Source organism: Pseudomonas sp. H2_D02, assembly GCF_054677635.1.
The window spans coordinates 1,524,951-1,543,417 of record NZ_CP162816.1; the positions used below are offsets into that span (position 1 = coordinate 1,524,951).

At 63.2% G+C, this 18,467-nt stretch carries 16 protein-coding genes and 3 pseudogenes; 14 read left to right on the plus strand and 5 right to left on the minus strand.

Annotated elements, in window-relative coordinates:
• Positions 1 to 275 precede the first annotated feature (275 nt).
• From mpl to AB4N42_RS06965, 3 genes and pseudogenes are all read left to right on the plus strand, one after another.
• Complete coding sequence (gene mpl / locus AB4N42_RS06955) at positions 276 to 1,625, plus strand: UDP-N-acetylmuramate:L-alanyl-gamma-D-glutamyl-meso-diaminopimelate ligase (RefSeq protein WP_258648335.1); 1,350 nt, start codon at positions 276 to 278, stop codon at positions 1,623 to 1,625.
• A pseudogene (gene ubiX / locus AB4N42_RS06960) lies at positions 1,622 to 2,270 on the plus strand (flavin prenyltransferase UbiX). Before mpl ends, ubiX begins: the two are co-directional and overlap by 4 nt.
• A complete protein-coding gene (locus tag AB4N42_RS06965; protein ID WP_030140390.1) occupies positions 2,263 to 2,547 on the plus strand; it encodes a YceK/YidQ family lipoprotein in 285 nt (94 codons plus the stop codon). Before ubiX ends, AB4N42_RS06965 begins: the two are co-directional and overlap by 8 nt.
• Before the next feature lie 197 nt (positions 2,548 to 2,744).
• Here AB4N42_RS06965 and AB4N42_RS06970 read toward each other — a convergent pair whose 3' ends face one another.
• From AB4N42_RS06970 to AB4N42_RS06980, 3 genes are all read right to left on the minus strand, one after another.
• On the minus strand, positions 2,745 to 3,386 hold the full coding sequence (locus AB4N42_RS06970; RefSeq protein ID WP_198796710.1) for an oxidoreductase: 642 nt from the start codon (positions 3,384 to 3,386) through the stop codon (positions 2,745 to 2,747).
• A gap of 27 nt (positions 3,387 to 3,413) precedes the next feature.
• Positions 3,414 to 5,132 carry a C13 family peptidase gene (locus tag AB4N42_RS06975; protein ID WP_460116013.1) on the minus strand — a complete coding sequence of 573 codons (1,719 nt, stop codon included), beginning with the start codon at positions 5,130 to 5,132 and terminating at the stop codon, positions 3,414 to 3,416.
• 93 nt (positions 5,133 to 5,225) lie between these two features.
• Positions 5,226 to 5,681, minus strand: coding sequence for a MaoC family dehydratase (locus AB4N42_RS06980; protein WP_030140387.1), 456 nt, complete (start codon positions 5,679 to 5,681; stop codon positions 5,226 to 5,228).
• A 347-nt stretch (positions 5,682 to 6,028) separates the two neighbouring features.
• Between AB4N42_RS06980 and AB4N42_RS06985 the strand changes: the two are divergent.
• The 3 genes and pseudogenes from AB4N42_RS06985 to AB4N42_RS06995 all read left to right on the plus strand — a co-directional run bounded on the left by AB4N42_RS06985 (position 6,029) and on the right by AB4N42_RS06995 (position 7,710).
• A pseudogene (locus tag AB4N42_RS06985) lies at positions 6,029 to 6,396 on the plus strand (CidA/LrgA family protein).
• Complete coding sequence (locus AB4N42_RS06990) at positions 6,393 to 7,109, plus strand: LrgB family protein (protein ID WP_030140385.1); 717 nt, start codon at positions 6,393 to 6,395, stop codon at positions 7,107 to 7,109. Before AB4N42_RS06985 ends, AB4N42_RS06990 begins: the two are co-directional and overlap by 4 nt.
• Positions 7,110 to 7,119: 10 nt before the next feature.
• Positions 7,120 to 7,710, plus strand: a complete 591-nt coding sequence (locus tag AB4N42_RS06995) for an LON peptidase substrate-binding domain-containing protein (protein WP_198796713.1) — start codon at positions 7,120 to 7,122, stop codon at positions 7,708 to 7,710.
• A gap of 140 nt (positions 7,711 to 7,850) precedes the next feature.
• Here the strand turns inward: AB4N42_RS06995 and AB4N42_RS07000 are convergent, their stop codons facing one another.
• Both AB4N42_RS07000 and AB4N42_RS07005 read right to left on the minus strand, forming a co-directional pair.
• Entirely contained in the window at positions 7,851 to 9,167 is a 1,317-nt protein-coding gene (locus tag AB4N42_RS07000) for a bifunctional DedA family/phosphatase PAP2 family protein (RefSeq protein ID WP_460116014.1), read from the minus strand.
• A 199-nt stretch (positions 9,168 to 9,366) separates the two neighbouring features.
• Positions 9,367 to 10,047, minus strand: a complete 681-nt coding sequence (locus tag AB4N42_RS07005) for a DNA-3-methyladenine glycosylase (protein ID WP_030140382.1) — start codon at positions 10,045 to 10,047, stop codon at positions 9,367 to 9,369.
• A gap of 198 nt (positions 10,048 to 10,245) precedes the next feature.
• Here AB4N42_RS07005 and AB4N42_RS07010 point away from each other — a divergent pair, with 198 nt between their 5' ends.
• The 8 genes and pseudogenes from AB4N42_RS07010 (at position 10,246) to AB4N42_RS07045 (ending at position 18,352) form a co-directional block, all read left to right on the plus strand.
• Positions 10,246 to 11,517 carry a glutamate-5-semialdehyde dehydrogenase gene (locus tag AB4N42_RS07010; RefSeq protein ID WP_431144431.1) on the plus strand — a complete coding sequence of 424 codons (1,272 nt, stop codon included), beginning with the start codon at positions 10,246 to 10,248 and terminating at the stop codon, positions 11,515 to 11,517.
• Between the two features lies 1 nt (position 11,518).
• Complete coding sequence (gene nadD, locus AB4N42_RS07015; protein ID WP_030140380.1) at positions 11,519 to 12,217, plus strand: nicotinate-nucleotide adenylyltransferase; 699 nt, start codon at positions 11,519 to 11,521, stop codon at positions 12,215 to 12,217.
• Between the two features lie 71 nt (positions 12,218 to 12,288).
• On the plus strand, positions 12,289 to 12,783 hold the full coding sequence (gene rsfS / locus AB4N42_RS07020; RefSeq protein WP_030140379.1) for a ribosome silencing factor: 495 nt from the start codon (positions 12,289 to 12,291) through the stop codon (positions 12,781 to 12,783).
• Positions 12,784 to 12,792: 9 nt separating this feature from the next.
• On the plus strand, positions 12,793 to 13,260 hold the full coding sequence (gene rlmH / locus AB4N42_RS07025) for a 23S rRNA (pseudouridine(1915)-N(3))-methyltransferase RlmH (protein WP_007937439.1): 468 nt from the start codon (positions 12,793 to 12,795) through the stop codon (positions 13,258 to 13,260).
• A 10-nt stretch (positions 13,261 to 13,270) separates the two neighbouring features.
• Positions 13,271 to 15,166 carry a penicillin-binding protein 2 gene (mrdA, locus tag AB4N42_RS07030; protein WP_030140378.1) on the plus strand — a complete coding sequence of 632 codons (1,896 nt, stop codon included), beginning with the start codon at positions 13,271 to 13,273 and terminating at the stop codon, positions 15,164 to 15,166.
• A gap of 31 nt (positions 15,167 to 15,197) precedes the next feature.
• Entirely contained in the window at positions 15,198 to 16,301 is a 1,104-nt protein-coding gene (gene rodA / locus AB4N42_RS07035) for a rod shape-determining protein RodA (RefSeq protein ID WP_460116375.1), read from the plus strand.
• A gap of 17 nt (positions 16,302 to 16,318) precedes the next feature.
• Positions 16,319 to 17,329 carry a lytic murein transglycosylase B gene (gene mltB / locus AB4N42_RS07040; protein ID WP_198796716.1) on the plus strand — a complete coding sequence of 337 codons (1,011 nt, stop codon included), beginning with the start codon at positions 16,319 to 16,321 and terminating at the stop codon, positions 17,327 to 17,329.
• A pseudogene (locus AB4N42_RS07045) lies at positions 17,329 to 18,352 on the plus strand (septal ring lytic transglycosylase RlpA family protein). The gene mltB and the pseudogene AB4N42_RS07045 overlap by 1 nt, the downstream one beginning before the upstream one ends.
• The last annotated feature ends 115 nt before the right edge of the window (positions 18,353 to 18,467 follow it).

The window sequence follows — 18,467 nt, forward strand, 5'->3', positions numbered from 1 at the left end:
CAATCTTACTGGCACGCCGAGTTACCTGGTTTAGGGGCCGCTGCGCAGCCCAACGGGGATAAATCCCCTCGCCACAAAAGCCAGCTTGTACATTCATTTGTGGGAGCGAGCTTGCTCGCGATGACGTCGGCACATTCAATATCGCCGCAAGCTGACCCACCGCTATCGCGAGCAAGCTCGCTCCCACAGAAGGCCGCCTGTGCGCCGAGGTTCAAACACAAGGTGCGATTTTCCCCTCCCTACGCTAACCTGCGGCCATGTTTACGAGGTCGACTATGCACATCCATATTCTCGGTATTTGCGGCACTTTCATGGGTTCGATGGCGGTCCTGGCCAAGGAGCTGGGCCATCATGTGACCGGTTCCGACGCCAACGTCTACCCGCCGATGAGCACTCAACTGGAAGCCCAGGGCATCGAGCTGACCCAAGGCTATGACCCGGCGCAACTGGACCCGGCGCCGGACCTGGTGGTCATCGGCAACGCCATGTCCCGTGGCAACCCGGCGGTGGAATACGTGCTCAACAAAGGCCTGCCGTACGTGTCCGGGCCGCAGTGGCTGGCCGATCACGTGTTGCAGGGCCGTTGGGTCCTGGCCGTGGCCGGCACCCACGGCAAGACCACCACCAGCAGCATGCTCGCCTGGGTCCTGGAGCACGCCGGCATGAGTCCGGGTTTCCTGATCGGTGGCGTGCCGCAGAACTTCTCCGTGTCGGCTCGCCTGGGCGGCACGCCGTTCTTCGTGATCGAAGCCGACGAATACGACAGCGCGTTTTTCGACAAGCGCTCGAAATTTGTCCACTACCGTCCACGCACGGCGATCCTCAACAACCTTGAGTTCGATCACGCCGACATCTTCCCCGATCTGCCGGCCATCGAGCGGCAATTCCACCATTTGGTGCGCACCATTCCCAGCGAAGGCCTGGTGATCCATCCGACCACCGAGCCGGCGTTGCAGCGCGTCATTGAGATGGGCTGCTGGACCCCGGTGCAAACCACCGGCGCGGGCGGGCAGTGGCAAGTGAAGTTGCTCAAGGATGACGGTTCTGAGTTCGAAGTGATGTTCGAGGGCCAGTCCCAAGGCATAGTCGAATGGGACATGACCGGCCAGCACAACGTTGCCAATGCCTTGGCGACCCTGGCGGCGGCCCGTCATGTCGGCGTGGTGCCGTCCATGGGCATCGCCGCGTTGAGCGCGTTCAAGAGCGTGAAGCGGCGGATGGAGAAAGTCGCCGAGGTACGCGGCATCACCATTTACGACGATTTCGCCCATCACCCGACTGCCATTGCCACCACGCTCGACGGCTTGCGCAAGCGCATCGGCGATGCGCCGCTGATCGCGATCATCGAGCCGCGCTCCAATTCCATGAAGCTCGGCGCCCACCGTGACGGCCTGCCGGAAAGCGTGGCCGATGCCGACCAGGTGATCTGGTACGCACCGGCCAACCTGGGTTGGGACCTCGCTGCCACCGCCGCGCTGTGCACGGTGCCGTCGATTGTCAGCGACTCCCTGGAAGGCATCATCGAGCGTGTGAAGAGCCAGGCCCAGCCCGGCACTCACGTGGTGATCATGAGCAACGGCGGCTTCGGCGGCCTGCACGGCAAACTGGCCGAGGCGCTGAAATGAACACTCGTTTGCAGGACGGCGGCCCGGAGCGCATCACGCTGGCGATGACCGGTGCGTCCGGCGCCCAGTACGGCTTGCGCCTGCTCGATTGCCTGGTGCGCGAGGACCGTGAAGTGCATTTCCTCATCTCCAAGGCCGCGCAACTGGTGATGGCCACCGAGACGGATGTGACCCTGCCACCCAAGACTCAGATGATGCAGGCCTTCCTCACCGAATACACCGGTGCGGCGGCGGGGCAGATCCGCGTGTATGGCAAGGAAGACTGGATGTCGCCGGTGGCCTCGGGCTCCGGCGCGCCGAGCGGCGATGGTGGTGGTGCCGTGTTCCACCGGCACGCTGTCGGCGATTGCCACCGGCGCCTGCAACAACCTGATCGAAAGGGCGGCGGACGTCACGCTCAAGGAGCGCCGCCAGTTGATCCTGGTGCCGCGGGAAGCGCCATATTCGAGCATCCATCTGGAGCACATGCTCAAGCTGTCGAACATGGGCGTGAGCATCCTGCCGGCGTCGCCGGGGTTTTATCACCAGCCGCAGACCATCGATGACCTGATCGATTTCGTGGTGGCGCGGATTTTAAATTTGCTGAACATTCCCCAGGACATGTTGCCGCGCTGGGGCGAGCACCATTTGAGCAGCGATGAATAAGCTGCTGGTCGTGCTGTTGGCGCTGCAATTGACCGGCTGCGCCACCGCTCGCACCCTCGACGCCGCGAAGCCGGGGGCGCCGGTGGTGTATGCGGGGACGCGCCTGGACTTGTATGCACTGAACGGTGGCTGCTGCGCCAAGGACCGTTTTGGGGCTGAAGCGCCGAGCTATCCAGGGCTCGATCTGCCGGGGAGTGCGCTCCTCGATACTGTGTTGCTGCCGTTGTCGTTGTTCACGGCGTTGGGTGTGGGGTTTCAGGCCACTGGCGGTTTGTAACGCCCAACGTGAGTGCAGGTGTGCTAGGGATCATTTGTGGCGAGGGGATTTATCCCCGTTGGACTGCGAAGCAGGCCCCTGAGATCGGATCATTCTTCCTTAGCAACTGCATGGACACACGAACAATTGGGGCCGCTTCGCGGCCCAGCGGGGATAAATCCCCTCGCCACAATGATCGCGCTGTCCCAGGTGTCACTTTATTTACCAAGCTTGCGCAACTCATCCGACTCCACCACCCGCACCCCATCCTGTTCCTCCAGCGCAAGCCGCCACATGGCCCGGGCCAGTTGGCAGGCTTCGATGCCGTGATATTTGCCTGGAATCAGCTTGGACAAGGGCCCGGCCAGTTGCTCGGCCAAACGCGGCTCTACTCGGTCGCCCAGCAGCAGGGAAGGCCGGCAGAGGGTCAGTTGCGGCCAGTCCTGGGCCTTGAGGGCCGCCTCCATTTCACCTTTGACCCGGTTGTAGAAAATCGAGGACTTGGCATCGGCCCCCAGCGCGCTGATCACGATCAGATGCCGTGCGCCCAGCTCCCGGGCGCGTTTGGCGAAGGCCACCACCAGGTCCAGGTCCACCGCGCGAAAGGCCTGCTCGGAGCCGGCTTTCTTGATGGTGGTGCCGAGGCAGCAGAAGGCGATGTCCACCGGGCCTTCCAGCCGTTGCAGCAACTCGGCCGGTTCCCCAACCGGATTTTCCAGGTGCGGATGCTCGGCCAGTGGCCGGCGGGACGGCGCGAGGACCCGGGTGATGGTCGGCTCGTTGAGCAGCCGGTCCAACAGGTGTTCCCCGGTCAACCCGGTCGCGCCGGCGAGCAAAACATGCTGAGGCGTCAAGTACATAGTGTTTCCCCCTTGATACGGTTCAGCTTAGTTGCTCTTTTTGGCCTCGTCGTTCAGTGCAGCACTTTGCAATGCTTTTCGCGCCTGCTGTTTGCGGAGCAGTTGCCAGTGGGACAGGACGGTGCGAGGGGCCCAGATCTGCGGTTCCGAGGCTTCGAAGTTGTCCGCCTGTTCCCGTTCGGCGACGATGCCCTTGGCGCGCTTGAAGGCTTGTTCCAGATCATCGGTCTGGTTCAGCGCCTGGGCGAACAGAGCGTCGCCAAAGTACGTGAAGTTGGCCTCTTCCGAGCAGCCGAAGGACACCCGGTCGGCCCGCGAAGCGGTCATGACCAGGGTCCGTTCGTCCTTGAGCGCCGGAATGAAACCACCGGAATAGCAGGCGGAAATCACCACGATCTTGTCGCGGTTCTTCAGCGGCGACAGCACCGCGGCCAGTTCGTCGGCCGGCAGGTCGGCCAGTTCCATGCGCGGTTGGTCGAGGACCAGTTCGTGCTCGCTGGTGCCGTGGCTGGTCAGGTAAATGAACACCAGGTCTTCCGGGCCGCTGCGCTCGGCCAGGGTGACGACGGCGCGGCGCAGGCTTTCGCGAGTGGCCATGGGACGGTCGCCGAGGTGGTCGCGGTGGTTCACCAGGCGGATCTGGCCGAAGGCGCCGAAACGGCTGGCGAGCATGTTGGCGACATAGTCGGATTCGCGCAGGAACACGCTTTGCTTGCCGTCGCCGCCCAGGGTCAGGCTGTACAGCTCCACCGCTGGCGTCGAGGTCGGGATGTTGGCGAGGGCGTCGTCCAGCAGGCGGCCTTGGGCCAGGATGCCGAGTTCGAGCACATCCGGCAGCAGCCTGCCATCGGCGTCGCGTATCCGCTGACCCTTCGCCCAGGTGCCGCTTTGCACGGTGCCGTCCGTCAGCACCAGGGTGCCGCGGCCGTGGTAGCTGTCGCTTTCGAACTGGCCGGTGTAGAAGCTGCCATCGGGCAGGTTCAGGCGACCCTCGCCGGTGAAGCGCCAATCGTTGAAATGGCCGAGGTAATGGCTGCCGTCGGCGCCGATCAATTCACCCTTGCCGGTCAGTGCGCCATCCTTGAACTGGCCGATCCAGACATCGCCATCGGCGTTTTCGTAGCGGCCTCGGCCATTGAGTTGGTTGTTCTTGAAACCGCCGATGTAGACATCGCCATCGGCGCTGTTGAAGGTGCCCTTGCCTTGGAGTTGGCCGTCGACGAAATGCCCGGTGAACTGGTTACCGCTGGCGTCGAAGCGCTGGCCTTCGCCATTCGGCTTGCCGTTGACGAACGGGCCCTGGTACTGGCTGCCGTCGTCGAGTTCGAGGCGGCCGAGACCGGAATAACGGTCGGCCTTGAACTCGCCCCGGTAGGTCATGCCGTTTTCCTTGAGCGTCCCTTCGCCGTCCCGCCGGCCCTGCTTGAAGCCGCCGGTGTAGCTGCTGGTCGGCGTGGTCAGGCTGCCTTGGCCGTGGAACAGCCCATGCTCGAATTGGCCGCGATAAACCTCGCCATTGCTGCCGTGCCATTCGCCGGCGCCGTGCCACTGGCCCTTGTCGAACTGTCCGGCGTACCAACTGCCGTTGGGGTAATCGATGCGCCCCTGGCCTTGCAGCAGGCCGTCCACCAGGTCGCCGCGATAGCGCCCACCGTCGGGCAGGCGGGCATCGGGAGGCAACGGCGATTCGCCGTCGCCGCAAGCGGTGAGCAGGAGGGCCAGGGTCAGGGGGACAAGTGCGCGCATAACGGGATCCAAGTAATCAGGCGACGAGTATGCCGCAGCTATGCGCGTTGAAGCGATGCGAAACTGCATGAGCGGTTTCGCGACCGCAAGGGTCTACACGAAGCAGAGCGACAGTGGCTCGGCGATGTAGGCCGGTTTTTCCGACCCTTCGATTTCCAGGGTAGCGGTCGCCTTGAGCAGCCACTGGCCGGGTTTTTTCTCGGTGACGTCCACCAGTTCGACCTTGAGCCGGACCTTCGAGTCGACTTTTACCGGTTGGATAAAGCGCACGCTGTCCAGCCCGTAGTTGACGACCATCTTCACGCCCTCGGGCAAAATCAGGATGTCTTCCATCAGTTTGGGCATCAGCGACAGCGACAGGAAACCGTGGGCGATGGTGCTGCCGAATGGCGTCTGCGCGGCCTTCACCGGATCGACGTGGATGAATTGGAAGTCGCCTGTGGCTTCGGCGAACAGGTTGATGCGGTCCTGATCGATGGTCAGCCAATCGGAACATCCGAGTTCCTTGCCGACATAATCCTTGAGCGCTGTAACGGGAACGTAGGGCATTGAGACTCTCCTTGGTTCATCTGTCCTGCTTTTATGGAACGGGGATCTGCGCCCCCGAGAACCACTGTAGATCAACATGGCGCGCCGGGAAGGTCATCGACCATGCTTTTTACGAATGCCGAACCATAGCGCGGGCGTGCTTATAATGCCGGCGCATTCTTTGCAATTCGGTTCTTTCAACGTGCGTGTTTGATTCCGTGGCGAGGGAGCTTGCTCCCGCTGGGCTGCGCAGCGGCCCCATTTTATGAGCGCTTCGCACTCAAGCGGGAGCAAGCTCCCTCGCCACGGAATCATGCCGTGAACCGAATTGGCGCGTTCATTGGGTCTGTTGTAGAGGGAGAAAGCGGATGTTGCTAAGGGGCCTGACCTGGCTGGTGCTGTTCCAATTGCTGGGCACCGCCATCAATCATTTGTTCCTGCCGATCCTGCCAGGGCCGATCGTGGGCCTGCTGCTGATGCTGGGCTACCTGATCGCTCGCGGCGAAGTCAGCGAGCCATTGAACCTCGCCGCCAGCAGCTTGTTGCGCTACCTGCCGTTGCTGCTGGTGCCGCCGCAGCGGTGGGGGTGATGGTCTACGCCCGAGCGATCGCCGCCGACTTCTGGGCGATTGTCGGCGCGCTGGTGCTGTCGCTGGTCCTTTCCGTGATGCTGACGGGCGTGCTGATGCAGCGCCTGGCCCGGCGCCATATCGTCGAGCCGGAGGACGCGCCATGATGTTCGATTGGCAGGGCGCCTGGACCTCAGTCATCCACCATCCGCTGTTTGGCATCGGCATCACCCTGGGCGCCTATCAATTGGTGCTGGCGGCGTTCGAAAAGACCCGCTGGGTGTTCCTCCAGCCCGTATTGATGTCGATGCTGGTGCTGATCGCCGTGCTGGTCGGCTGCGGCATCAGCTACGCCGAATACCGCAAGAGCACGGAAATCCTCAGCATCCTGCTGGGGCCGGCAACCGTGGCGCTGGCGGTGCCGCTGTACTTGAACCTGCGGCGAATCCGTCAATTGTTCTGGCCGATTTTTACTACGCTGGTGATAGGCGGGGTGTTTGCCACCGGTTCCGCCGTGGTGCTGGGCTGGGCGTTTGGCGCCGAGCACATGATTCTCATGACGATGGCGCCCAAGTCCGTGACTTCGCCCATCGCGATGCTGGTGGCCGAGCAGATCGGTGGCGTGGCGGCGATGGCGGCGGTGTTCGTGTTGATCACCGGTGTGCTCGGGGCGATCCTCGGCCCGAGCATTCTGACCCGGTTGGGTGTCCACAGTCCCGAGGCCCGCGGCATGGCCCTGGGCCTGACGGCCCATGCGGTAGGGACGTCGGTGGCGTTGCAGGAAAGCGAGGAAACCGGTGCCTTCGCGGCGCTGGCGATGAGTCTGATGGGCGTGGCCACGGCGGTGCTGCTGCCGCTGGTGGTGTCGATGACGGTTTAAGGAACGAGTTATGAGCTTGCCGCTGTTTCCGCTGAACACTGTGTTGTTCCCCGGTTGCATTCTTGATCTGCAGATTTTCGAGGCGCGTTACCTCGACATGATCGGACGCTGCATGAAAAAGGGCGAAGGCTTCGGGGTGGTGTGCATCCTCGATGGCGAGGAGGTCGGCATCGCGCCTGACGGCTATGCGCGGGTCGGCTGTGAAGCGCTGATCACCGATTTTTCCCAGCAGGAGAACGGCCTGCTGGGCATTCGGGTGCAGGGCGGCCGGCGTTTTCTCGTGCACAGCAGCAGCGTCCAGGCCGATCAGCTCACCGTGGCTGAAGTCGAATGGCTGGAAGACGAGCCGGAACAACCGCTGCAGGACGAGGACGCCGACCTGGTGGCGCTGCTCAAGGCCCTGGCCGAACATCCGATGGTCGAGGCGCTGAACATGGGCACCGAAGCCACCGGCCAACAGTCCCTCGCCAATCAACTGGCCTATCTGCTGCCGTTCAACGAACTGGACAAGCTCGACCTGTTGCAACTCGACGATCCGCAACAGCGACTGGATGCGATCCAGGCGTTGCTTGATGAGTTGCAAGGCGAACTGTTTGCCTGAGGTACATCCATCGAACAACACCGGTCCCCGGTGGGAGCGAGCTTGCTCGCGATAGCGGCGGGTCAGCTTGCATCAGTATTGAATGTACAGCCGCCTTCGCGAGCAAGCTCGCTCCCACAGGGAAACACTGTGTCTCGGGATTAGTAGGCATACCGCAACATCGCATGCGGCAAATGCCGCAAGGCGAAGAAGCTGAACACCGCCACCAACGCCGGCAGAATCAGCCACCAGATTTTCGGCGGCATGGCGCGCAGCGGCTCCTGGCGTTGGCTCAACCACAGCACGGCGGCGCAGACGCTGGCGGCGAGCATGGCGCCGGCAACGACATCGCTTGGCCAGTGCGCGCCGAGGTAGACCCGCGACAGGGCAATGGCCAACGCCGGCAACGAACCAAGCAACAGCCAGGTCAGGCGCAGGCGTGGTGGTTGGCCGCGACCGGCCAGTACGGCGAGGCTCAGGAACAGGGCAAATGCGCCGGAGGCGTGGCCGCTGGGCATGCTGTAGCTGGTCAAGGGGTCGGTGAGGATTTCCGGGCGCACGCGGGCGAAGAAGTGCTTGGTGCCGGTGTTCGCCAGGGCAGTGAGCAACATGGTCGCCCCGGCAAAGATCGCCTGCCGCCACTGGCGCGCCAATAACAGCAGTCCGGTCAGCAGGGCGCTGAAGATCAGCATGTTGCGAAATTCACCGATCAGCGTGAAGGTCACGGCGATTTCATCCAGCGTAGCGCTGCGATGCTCCTGTACCAGCGCCATCAAGCCCTGGTCGAAGGCGGCCAGGTAGCGGAAACCGATGAACAGGCTGATCAGGATCGCCAGGCCAACACCGGCGATGATTGCCGAGGCATGGCGATGACGACGCAGGCTGCTGTTGACGCTCAGGCCGAGCATCAACGCGATGCTGCCGATGACAACGCCGGCCTGCGGCCAGAAGCCTTCGGGCAATGGCAGGCGGAACGCCGCGCCAGTGGCCCAACCCGGCAGCAAATAGGCGACGGTCCAACCTGACGCGGCCACCAGGCTGACGACGGCGAAGCGCGGGAACGGCATGTCGCACATCCCGGCCACCATTGGCAGCATCGGTCGCAACGGGCCGATAAAGCGTCCCACCAGCAGGCTGGCGATGCCGTAGCGCTGGAAATAACCTTCCGCAGCGCTCATCCATTCCGGATGATGCCGCAGCCCCGGCAGGCGCCGGATGTTCTGGTGGAAATGCCGGCCCAGGAAGTACGACACCAGGTCCCCCAGCAATCCGCCGAGAAGGCCCAGCAGCAAGGTTTCACCCAAGGACAACGCACCACTGCCGGCCAGCACCGCGATCGCGAACAACAGCACGGTGCCGGGCACGATCAACCCGGCGATGGCCAGGCATTCAACGCAGGCGACGACAAACACCGCCACCGCCAGCCATTGCGGGTTGACGGTCAGCCAGCCGGTGATGCTATCGAGCCATGGGCCCATAAAAACAACTCCATTCAATAGTGATGGGCATGCAATTTTTGCTGTGTGAACGAAAACTAAAGATCACAGAAGCTTCAAACTGTGGGAGCGAGCTTGCTCGCGATAGCGGTGTGTCAGTCGCCATTTATTTCACAGGCCTGGCGCCATCGCGAGCAAGCTCGCTCCCACAAGGGGCTACAGGGTCATGCAGTGTTTATGTTCAGGACAGCAAAAAATAATCCCGGCCTTCGACCTGCCCGCGCCGCAGCGGGTTGCGAGTGCACCATGGTGCATAGGCGGCATCGACGAAGCGGTAGGGCAGGTGTTCGTCCCGCCCCAGCGGAATGCCCAGGCGGGTGGTCTGGATCACATTGACCGTTGGTACACCGACGTCTTCCACCAATAACCGTTCCGGGTCGAAGCGCTTGGCGTCCCAATCCGGCACTTTCAGGCCCAGAGCCTTGCACAGCAAGGTCTGGCCGGCACAGAGCTTTTGCGGTGTGCGCGGCCGGCCCTGGGCGTCGGGGTTGTTCAGGAGCATCTGCGCCAGGCTCGCCGGCCCGCTGATGCTGTCCACCCACGGGTACGCGGACTTGATCAAGACCGCGTTGCCGGGGCCTTGGGCACTGAAGTTCAGGGAATCGCCGCCCCGGGCGTAGTACATATAGATGTGCCCGCCATCCAGAAACAAAGCCTTGCGCTTTTCCGTGTAGCCCAGAGAGGCGTGGCTGCCTTTTTCGGCGAAGTAATACGCTTCGGTCTCGATGATCCGCGCGCTGAGCCACAGGTCACCGACCTTGTGGCGGATGACTTTGCCCAGCAGGTCCTGGGCGAGTACCTGGGCGTCGCGGTCAAAAAAAGCGTGGGGCAAGGCGCTGGGCGTTGGAGGCGAATCGGTCATGGCAGTGGGCGAGGTCAGGCCAAAGATAGCGCGATGATAACAACGGATAGCTTAATTACCGCTGAACAGTGAACGGAATGTCGGCGGTTTATGCCTGTTTTCAATCTCCGCCGGTCACTGCTGTGAGACCGCGCTGTTAGTCGAGGGTTACGACAGCTATAATCTGCCGCTTTCCTCTTTGCCAAGACCACACAGACCATGACTGAGTCCGTTCTTGACTACATGACCCGCCTGGGTCGCGCCGCCCGCGAAGCGTCGCGCATCATCGGCCGTGCCAGCACCGCGCAGAAGAACCGCGCCCTGCAGGCCGCCGCCAATGCGCTGGACGCCGCTCGCGCCGAGTTGTCCGCCGCCAACGAACTGGACCTGGCCGCTGGCCGGGCCAATGGGCTTGAGCCGGCCATGCTCGAACGCCTGGCGCTGACCCCGGCACGCATCGACGGCATGATCGTCGGTCTGCGTCAGGTCGCGGCACTGCCGGACCCGGTCGGGGCGATCCGCGACATGAGCTATCGGCCGTCGGGTATCCAGGTCGGCAAGATGCGCGTGCCCCTGGGCGTGGTCGGGATCATCTACGAGTCGCGGCCGAACGTCACCATCGACGCCGCGAGCCTGTGCCTGAAGTCCGGTAACGCGACCATCCTGCGTGGCGGTTCCGAGGCGATCCACTCCAACCGCGCCATTGCCGCCTGCATCCAGCGCGGCCTGGCCGAAGCCAACCTGCCGGCCGCCGTCGTGCAAGTGGTGGAAACCACCGATCGCGCGGCGGTCGGCGCGCTGATCACCATGCCCGAGTTCGTCGACGTCATCGTGCCCCGTGGCGGCAAGGGGCTGATCGAGCGCGTCAGTCGCGACGCTCGCGTGCCGGTGATCAAGCACCTGGACGGCATCTGCCACGTCTACGTCAGCGCCCATGCCGAATTGCCGAAGGCCCAGCGCATCGCCTTCAACGCCAAGACCTACCGCTACGGTATCTGCGGTGCGATGGAAACCTTGCTGGTGGATCAGGCGGTTGCCGAGCATTTCCTGCCGTCGATGGCGGCCCAGTTCCGCGAAAAAGGCGTCGAACTGCGCGGTTGCGAACGCACCCGGGCGATCATCGAGGCCGCGGTGGCGACCGAGGAAGACTGGAACACCGAATACCTGGCGCCGATCCTGTCGATCCGCGTCGTGGACGGGCTGGAAGAGGCCATCGAGCACATCAACCGCCACGGCTCCCAGCACACCGATGCCATCGTCAGCGAACACCAGGGCGAAACCCGGCGTTTCGTGACCGAAGTGGACTCGGCGTCGGTGATGATCAACGCACCGACCTGCTTTGCCGATGGCTTTGAATACGGATTGGGCGCCGAGATCGGCATTTCTACTGATAAGCTGCACGCCCGTGGCCCGGTGGGCCTCGAAGGTCTGACCTGCGAGAAGTACATCGTGGTCGGCGACGGCCAGTTGCGCGGGCAGGAGCCGGTCTGACTTGGGCGACCTCGACCCACTGGCCCCTGTGACTAAGCCCGCTGTGACGGCGACCGCGCCAAAGCGCATCGGTATCCTGGGCGGCACATTCGACCCGGTGCACATCGGCCATTTGCGCGGTGCGCTGGAAGTTGCCGACGCCCTGGCCCTCGATGAGCTGCGCCTGACGCCCAGCGCCCGGCCGCCTCATCGGGACACGCCGCAGGTGTCGGCCCGGGATCGCCTGGCGATGGTCGAGTGCGCGGTGGCCGGTGTGGCGCCGTTGGTGGTGGATGCCCGCGAATTGCAGCGGGACAAACCGTCCTACACCATTGATACCCTGGAGCTGATGCGCGCCGAACTGGCCGCCGAAGCCCAGGTTTTCCTGCTTCTGGGCTGGGACGCATTTTGCGGCCTGCCCACTTGGCATCGCTGGGAAGAGTTGCTCCAGCATTGCCACATCCTGGTGCTGCAACGCCCGGATGCCGACAGCGAGCCGCCGGATGCCTTGCGCAACCTGCTGGCGGCGCGCTCGGTGAGCGACCCGCTGGCCCTGAAGGGGCCGAGCGGACAGATTGCATTCGTCTGGCAGACGCCGCTCGCGGTATCCGCCACCCAGATCCGTCAACTGCTGGCCAGCGGTAAGTCGGTACGTTTCCTGGTGCCCGACGCGGTCCTGGCCTACATCGATGCGCACGGTCTGTACCGTGCGTCGAACTGAACAAGGCGCGCTCCGCCGACACGGATCAACGTGTACCGAGCGCCCGAACACATGAGCAAAACGAGTTTTTTATGACTGACAAAGACCTGAACAAAGTAAAGCGCAAGGGCACCTTCAAGAGCGCCCCGCTGCCGGTAGAAGCACACACCGGCGTGGCGCTGGCCGGCGAAGAGCTGGTCAAGGTGGCCGTGGCGGCCCTGGAAGACGTCAAGGCCCAGGATATCCAAGTGATCGACGTTCGCGAGAAGCAGAGCATCACTGACTACATGATCATCGCCACCGGTACCTCCAACCGCCAGATCGGCGCGATGCTGGACAAGGTCCGCGAAGCGGTCAAGGCACAGGGCGTCAAGCCGCTGGGCGAAGAAGGCAAGGGCGACAGCGATTGGGTCCTGTTGGACATGGACGACGTCATCGTGCACATGATGACCGCGTCGGCGCGCCAGTTCTATGACCTGGAGCGCCTGTGGGCCGGTGCCGAGCAGAGCCGTTCGGCCAGCGCCGCGCACCACAGCCCGGAAAACACCCATGAGCACTTCACCAAGCTCAACAAAGACCAGCAATAAGGGATCGCTGTGCGACTGCGCCTGATCGCCGTCGGTTCTCGCATGCCCAAGTGGGTGGAAGAAGGCTGGCATGAATATGCCAAGCGTCTTCCGTCCGAGCTGGCCCTGGAACTGGTGGAAATTCCGCTCAACACCCGTGGCAAGAATGCCGACGTGGCGCGCTTTATCCGCCAGGAAGGCGAAGCCATGCTGGCCAAGGTCGGGCCGAACGAGCGCGTCGTCACCCTGGAAGTCCACGGCAAGCCCTGGAGTACCGAGCAATTGGCGGTCGAGCTCGATCGCTGGCGGCTGGACTCGCGCACGGTCAATTTCATGGTCGGTGGCCCGGAAGGGCTGGCGCCGGAAGTCTGTGCCCGGGCCGACCAGCGCTGGTCGTTATCGCCGTTGACGTTGCCGCACCCGCTGGTGCGGATCCTGATCGGTGAACAGTTGTATCGTGCCTGGACAGTCTTGTCCGGGCACCCTTACCACAAGTAATCCTGCTCTCATGCCCCAGCCGATCCGCATCAAGGACCACGAAAAAGACGCCCGCCTGGTGCGGGGCCGCGTCGTGTTCGGCGCCATTACCGTGGTGACGCTGATCGGCGTGCTGATTGCGCGGTTGTATTTTCTCCAGGTCATCCAGTACGAGTACCACTCGACCCTGTCGGAAAGTAACCGGGTGCATGTGCAACCCATTCCGCCGACCCGTGGGCTGATCTTCGACCGCAACGGCGTGGTGGTGGCGGACAACCGGCCCAGCTTCAGCCTGAGCATGACCCGCGAACGTTCCGGCGACTGGCAGAAAGTCCTCGACGTGATCGTCGAAGTGCTGCAACTGACGCCCGAGGACCGGGTCATCTTCGAGAAACGCATGCGTCAGGGCCGGCGCCCCTTCGAGCCGGTGCCGATCATGTTCGAGCTGACCGAAGAGCAGATCGCCCTGATCGCCGTGAACCAGTTCCGCCTGCCCGGCGTGGAAGTGGTGGCGCAACTGGTGCGGCATTACCCCCAAGGGCCGCATTTCGCCCACTCGGTCGGCTACATGGGCCGGATCAACGAAAAAGAGCTCAAGACCCTCGACCCGGTCAACTACAGCGGCACCCACCACATCGGCAAGACCGGCATCGAGCGATTCTACGAGGCCGAGCTGCACGGCCAGGTGGGTTACGAGGAAGTCGAGACCAACGCCCGGGGCCGGGTGCTGCGGGTGCTCAAGCGTACCGACCCGATTCCCGGCAAGGACATCGTCCTGAGCCTGGACATCAAGTTGCAGGAAGCCGCCGAGGCGGCGCTGGGCGGGCGGCGTGGTGCCGTGGTTGCGCTGGACCCGAACACCGGCGAGGTCCTGGCGATGGTCAGCCAGCCGAGCTTCGACCCGAACCTGTTCGTCACCGGCATCAGTTTCAGGGCCTATGCCGAGCTGCGCGATTCCATCGATCGGCCGTTGTTCAACCGCGTGCTGCGCGGGCTCTATCCGCCGGGTTCGACCATCAAGCCGGCCGTGGCGATTGCCGGGCTGGACTCCGGCGTGGTGACCGCGTCGACCCGGGTCTACGATCCGGGCTACTACATGCTGCCCAACTACGACCACAAGTATCGCAACTGGAACCGCACCGGCGACGGCTACGTAGACCTGGAAACAGCGATCATGCGTTCCAACGACACCTATTTCTATGACCTGGCCCACAAGCTGGGGATCGATCGGTTGTCGTCCTACATGAACAAGTTCGGCATCGGTCAGAAAGTCTCCCTGGACATGTTCGAAGAATCCCCAGGCCTGATGCCGTCCCGCGAGTGGAAACGGGCGACGCGCCGCCAGGCCTGGTTCCCCGGCGAAACCCTGATCCTCGGGATCGGCCAGGGCTACATGCAGGCGACGCCGCTGCAATTGGCCCAGGCCACGGCATTGGTGGCGAGCAAGGGCAAGTGGTATCGCCCGCACCTGGCCAAGACCATCGAAGGCGAGAAGCCGGTGGACCCGGACCCGATGCCGGACATCATCCTGCGCAACCCGTCGGACTGGCAGAAGGTCAACAACGGCATGCAGCAGGTCATGCACGGCGCCCGGGGTACCGCGCGCAAGGCAGCCATCGGCTCGCCGTATCGGATTGCCGGCAAGAGCGGTACCGCCCAGGTGGTGGCGATCAAGCAGGGCGAGAAGTACGACCGCTCCAAGGTCCAGGAGCGCCATCGCGACCACGCCTTGTTCGTCGGTTTCGCACCGGCCGACAACCCGAAGATCGTCGTCTCGGTGATGGTCGAGAACGGTGAGTCCGGTTCCGGCGTCGCCGCCCCGGTGGTGCGCCAGGTCATGGACGCCTGGCTGCTGGACGAGCACGGCCAGCTCAAGCCCGAATTCGCAAGCCCCATCAGCGCGGAGGCTACGGCCCGTGAAGAATAATTTCGACCGCATCCTCTCCAGCGAAGATGTGATGCGCCGTCGCGCCACCTTGCTGCAGCGCATGCACATCGACGGGCCGTTGCTGATCCTGCTGCTGACATTGGCGGCCGGCAGCCTGTTCGTGCTGTATTCGGCCAGCGGCAAGAGCTGGGACCTGCTGGCCAAGCAGGCCACCTCGTTCGGCATCGGCCTGGTGTCGATGATCGTCATCGCCCAGCTCGAACCGCGCTTCATGGCGCGCTGGGTGCCGCTGGCCTATGTGGTGGGCGTAGGCTTGCTGGTGGTGGTGGACGTGATGGGCCACAACGCCATGGGCGCCACCCGCTGGATCAACATCCCCGGGGTGATCCGCTTCCAGCCCTCGGAATTCCTCAAGATCATCATGCCGGCGACCATCGCCTGGTACCTGTCCAAGCGCACCTTGCCGCCGCAGCTCAAGCACGTGTGCATCAGCCTGTTGCTGATCGGCATCCCGTTCATCCTCATCGTGCGCCAGCCGGACCTCGGCACCTCGCTGCTGATCCTGGCTGGCGGCGCCTTCGTGCTGTTCATGGGCGGGTTGCGCTGGCGCTGGATCCTCAGCGTGATCGCCATCGCCGTGCCGGTGTCGGTGGCGATGTGGTACTTCGTGATGCACGACTACCAGAAGCAGCGGATCCTGACGTTCCTCGATCCGGAGAGCGATCCGCTGGGCACCGGCTGGAACATCATCCAGTCCAAGGCCGCCATCGGTTCCGGCGGCGTGTTCGGCAAGGGTTGGCTGATGGGTACCCAGTCGCACCTGGACTTTCTGCCGGAAAGCCACACCGACTTCATCATCGCGGTGATGGGCGAGGAGTTCGGCCTGGTGGGTATCTGCGTGCTGCTGTTGATCTACCTGTTGTTGATCGGCCGGGGCCTGGTGATCACGGCCCAGGCGCAGACGCTGTTCGGCAAATTGCTCGCCTACAGCCTGACCATGACGTTTTTTGTTTATGTTTTCGTCAACATCGGTATGGTCAGTGGCCTGCTGCCGGTCGTGGGGGTGCCGTTGCCATTCATTAGCTACGGAGGAACTTCGCTGGTGACACTACTGTCAGCGTTTGGGGTTTTGATGTCGATCCATACCCATCGCAAGTGGATTGCTCAGGTTTGAATAAGGTGAAGAGTTCAATGCAAGCAATGCGTGGCTGGTCGACGCGATATGCGCCGTGGGTCGGCCTGGTCGGCTTCCTGGGCTGTGCGCCGCATGCCGTGGCAGGCGAATATGAAGGCTCGCCGCAAGTGGCCGAGTTTGTCGGTGAAATGACCCGCGACTACGGTTTTGCCGGCGAACAGCTGATGGGGGTGTTCCGCGAGGCCGAGCGCAAGCAGTCGATTCTCGACGCGATCTCCCGGCCCGCCGAGCGCGTCAAGCAGTGGAGCGAATACCGGCCGATGTTCATCACCGAGGCGCGGATCGCCCGGGGCGTGGATTTCTGGCGCCAGCACGAGGCCGCGCTGGCCCGCGCCGAGCAGGAGTATGGCGTGCCGGCCCAGGTCATCGTGTCGATCATCGGCGTTGAAACCTTCTTTGGCCGCAATACCGGCAATTTCCGGGTGATCGACGCGCTGTCGACCCTGGGTTTCGATTACCCGCCCCGCGCCGAGTTCTTCCGCAAGGAACTGCGCGAGTTCCTGTTGCTGGCTCGCGAAGAACAAGTTGATCCAATGACCCTCAAGGGTTCCTACGCCGGGGCGATGGGCCTGCCGCAATTCATGCCAAGCAGTTTCCGCGCCTATGCTGTGGATTTCGACGGCGACGGCCACATCAATATCTGGACCAATCCGACGGATGCCATCGGCAGTGTTGCCAGCTATTTCAAGCGCCATGGCTGGGAGGCCGGCGAACCGGTGGTCAGCCGTGCCGATGTGCGTGGCGAGCAGGTGGACGAGGGCCTGACCGAGGGCATCGAGCCGACGAAAACCGTCGGGGAGTTGCGAGCGCTGGGCTGGTCGAGTCATGATGCGCTGCGTGATGACATGCCAGTCACCGCAATGCGCCTGGAAGGCGAGCAGGGCCCCGAATATTGGATGGGCCTGAAGAATTTCTACGCGATTACGCGTTATAACCGCAGCGTGATGTACGCCATGGCCGTATATCAACTGTCTGAAGAGCTGGTCAAAGCACGGGGCGTCAAATAATGCGGGCAATGCCTACCTATCAACCCCTGAAAGCCGGGCCCCTCAAGCTGGTGGCATTGGCTGCGCTGTCGCTGTTGGTCGTCAGTTGTTCAACCAGCCGCGCACCGACCCAGAAGAACAGCAACGTCGTGAAAGCCACGCCGGGCCTGGACATCAACCGGGCCCACAAGGACGGCGCGCCGTGGTGGGACGTGGATGTCTCGCGCATCCCCGACGCAACGCCGACCCTGCACACCGGCCCCTACAAGGCCAACCCGTATACGGTGCTGGGCAAGACCTATTTCCCAATGGCTGATTCCAAGCGCTATGTGGCCTCGGGCACGGCGTCCTGGTACGGCACCAAGTTCCATGGCCAGAACACCGCCAATGGCGAGGTCTACGACCTTTATGGCATGAGCGCTGCCCACAAGACCTTGCCGCTGCCCAGCTATGTGCGGGTGACCAACCTGGACAACAACAAGAGCGTGATCCTGCGGGTCAACGACCGTGGGCCGTTCTATTCCGACCGGATCATCGACTTGTCGTATGCGGCGGCGAAAAAGCTCGGTTACGCTGAAATCGGCACTGCGCGGGTCAAGGTCGAAGGCATTGATCCGCAGGAATGGTGGGCCCAGCGCGGCCGTCCGGCGCCTTTGATGCTCAACGAGCCGAAAGTGGCGCAAAATGCCGCGCCGACCGTGACGGCTTCCACCGGTACGGTCGAGCAATGGACCCCACCGCCGCAGCAACATGCGGCGGCCGTGGTGCCCGTGCAGATCGACCCAAAAAAACGCTTCTGCAACAGCGTCTGGCCAGTATCTGCAAGTGGGCGCGTTCGCCAACCCGGACGCTGCCGAGCTGTTGAGGTCGAAGCTGAGCTCGATGGTCAGCGCGCCGGTGTTCATCAGCTCGATCGTGCGCAACCAGCAGACACTGCATCGGGTGCGCCTGGGGCCGATCGGTTCTCCGGGTGAAGTCCAGCAGGTGCAGAACAGTGTGCGCCTGGCCAATCTCGGTTCGCCGAGCCTGGTCACGGCTGAGTAGATTTGAAAGGCCCGCTTGCGGTTTGGGCGGGTCAGGTTGTTGGCTCCATCAATAACAAAAGCCCGGCAAGGGTTGTGAGTGAGCAACTTAAATACGCGGCGGCCCGTTAAGAGGC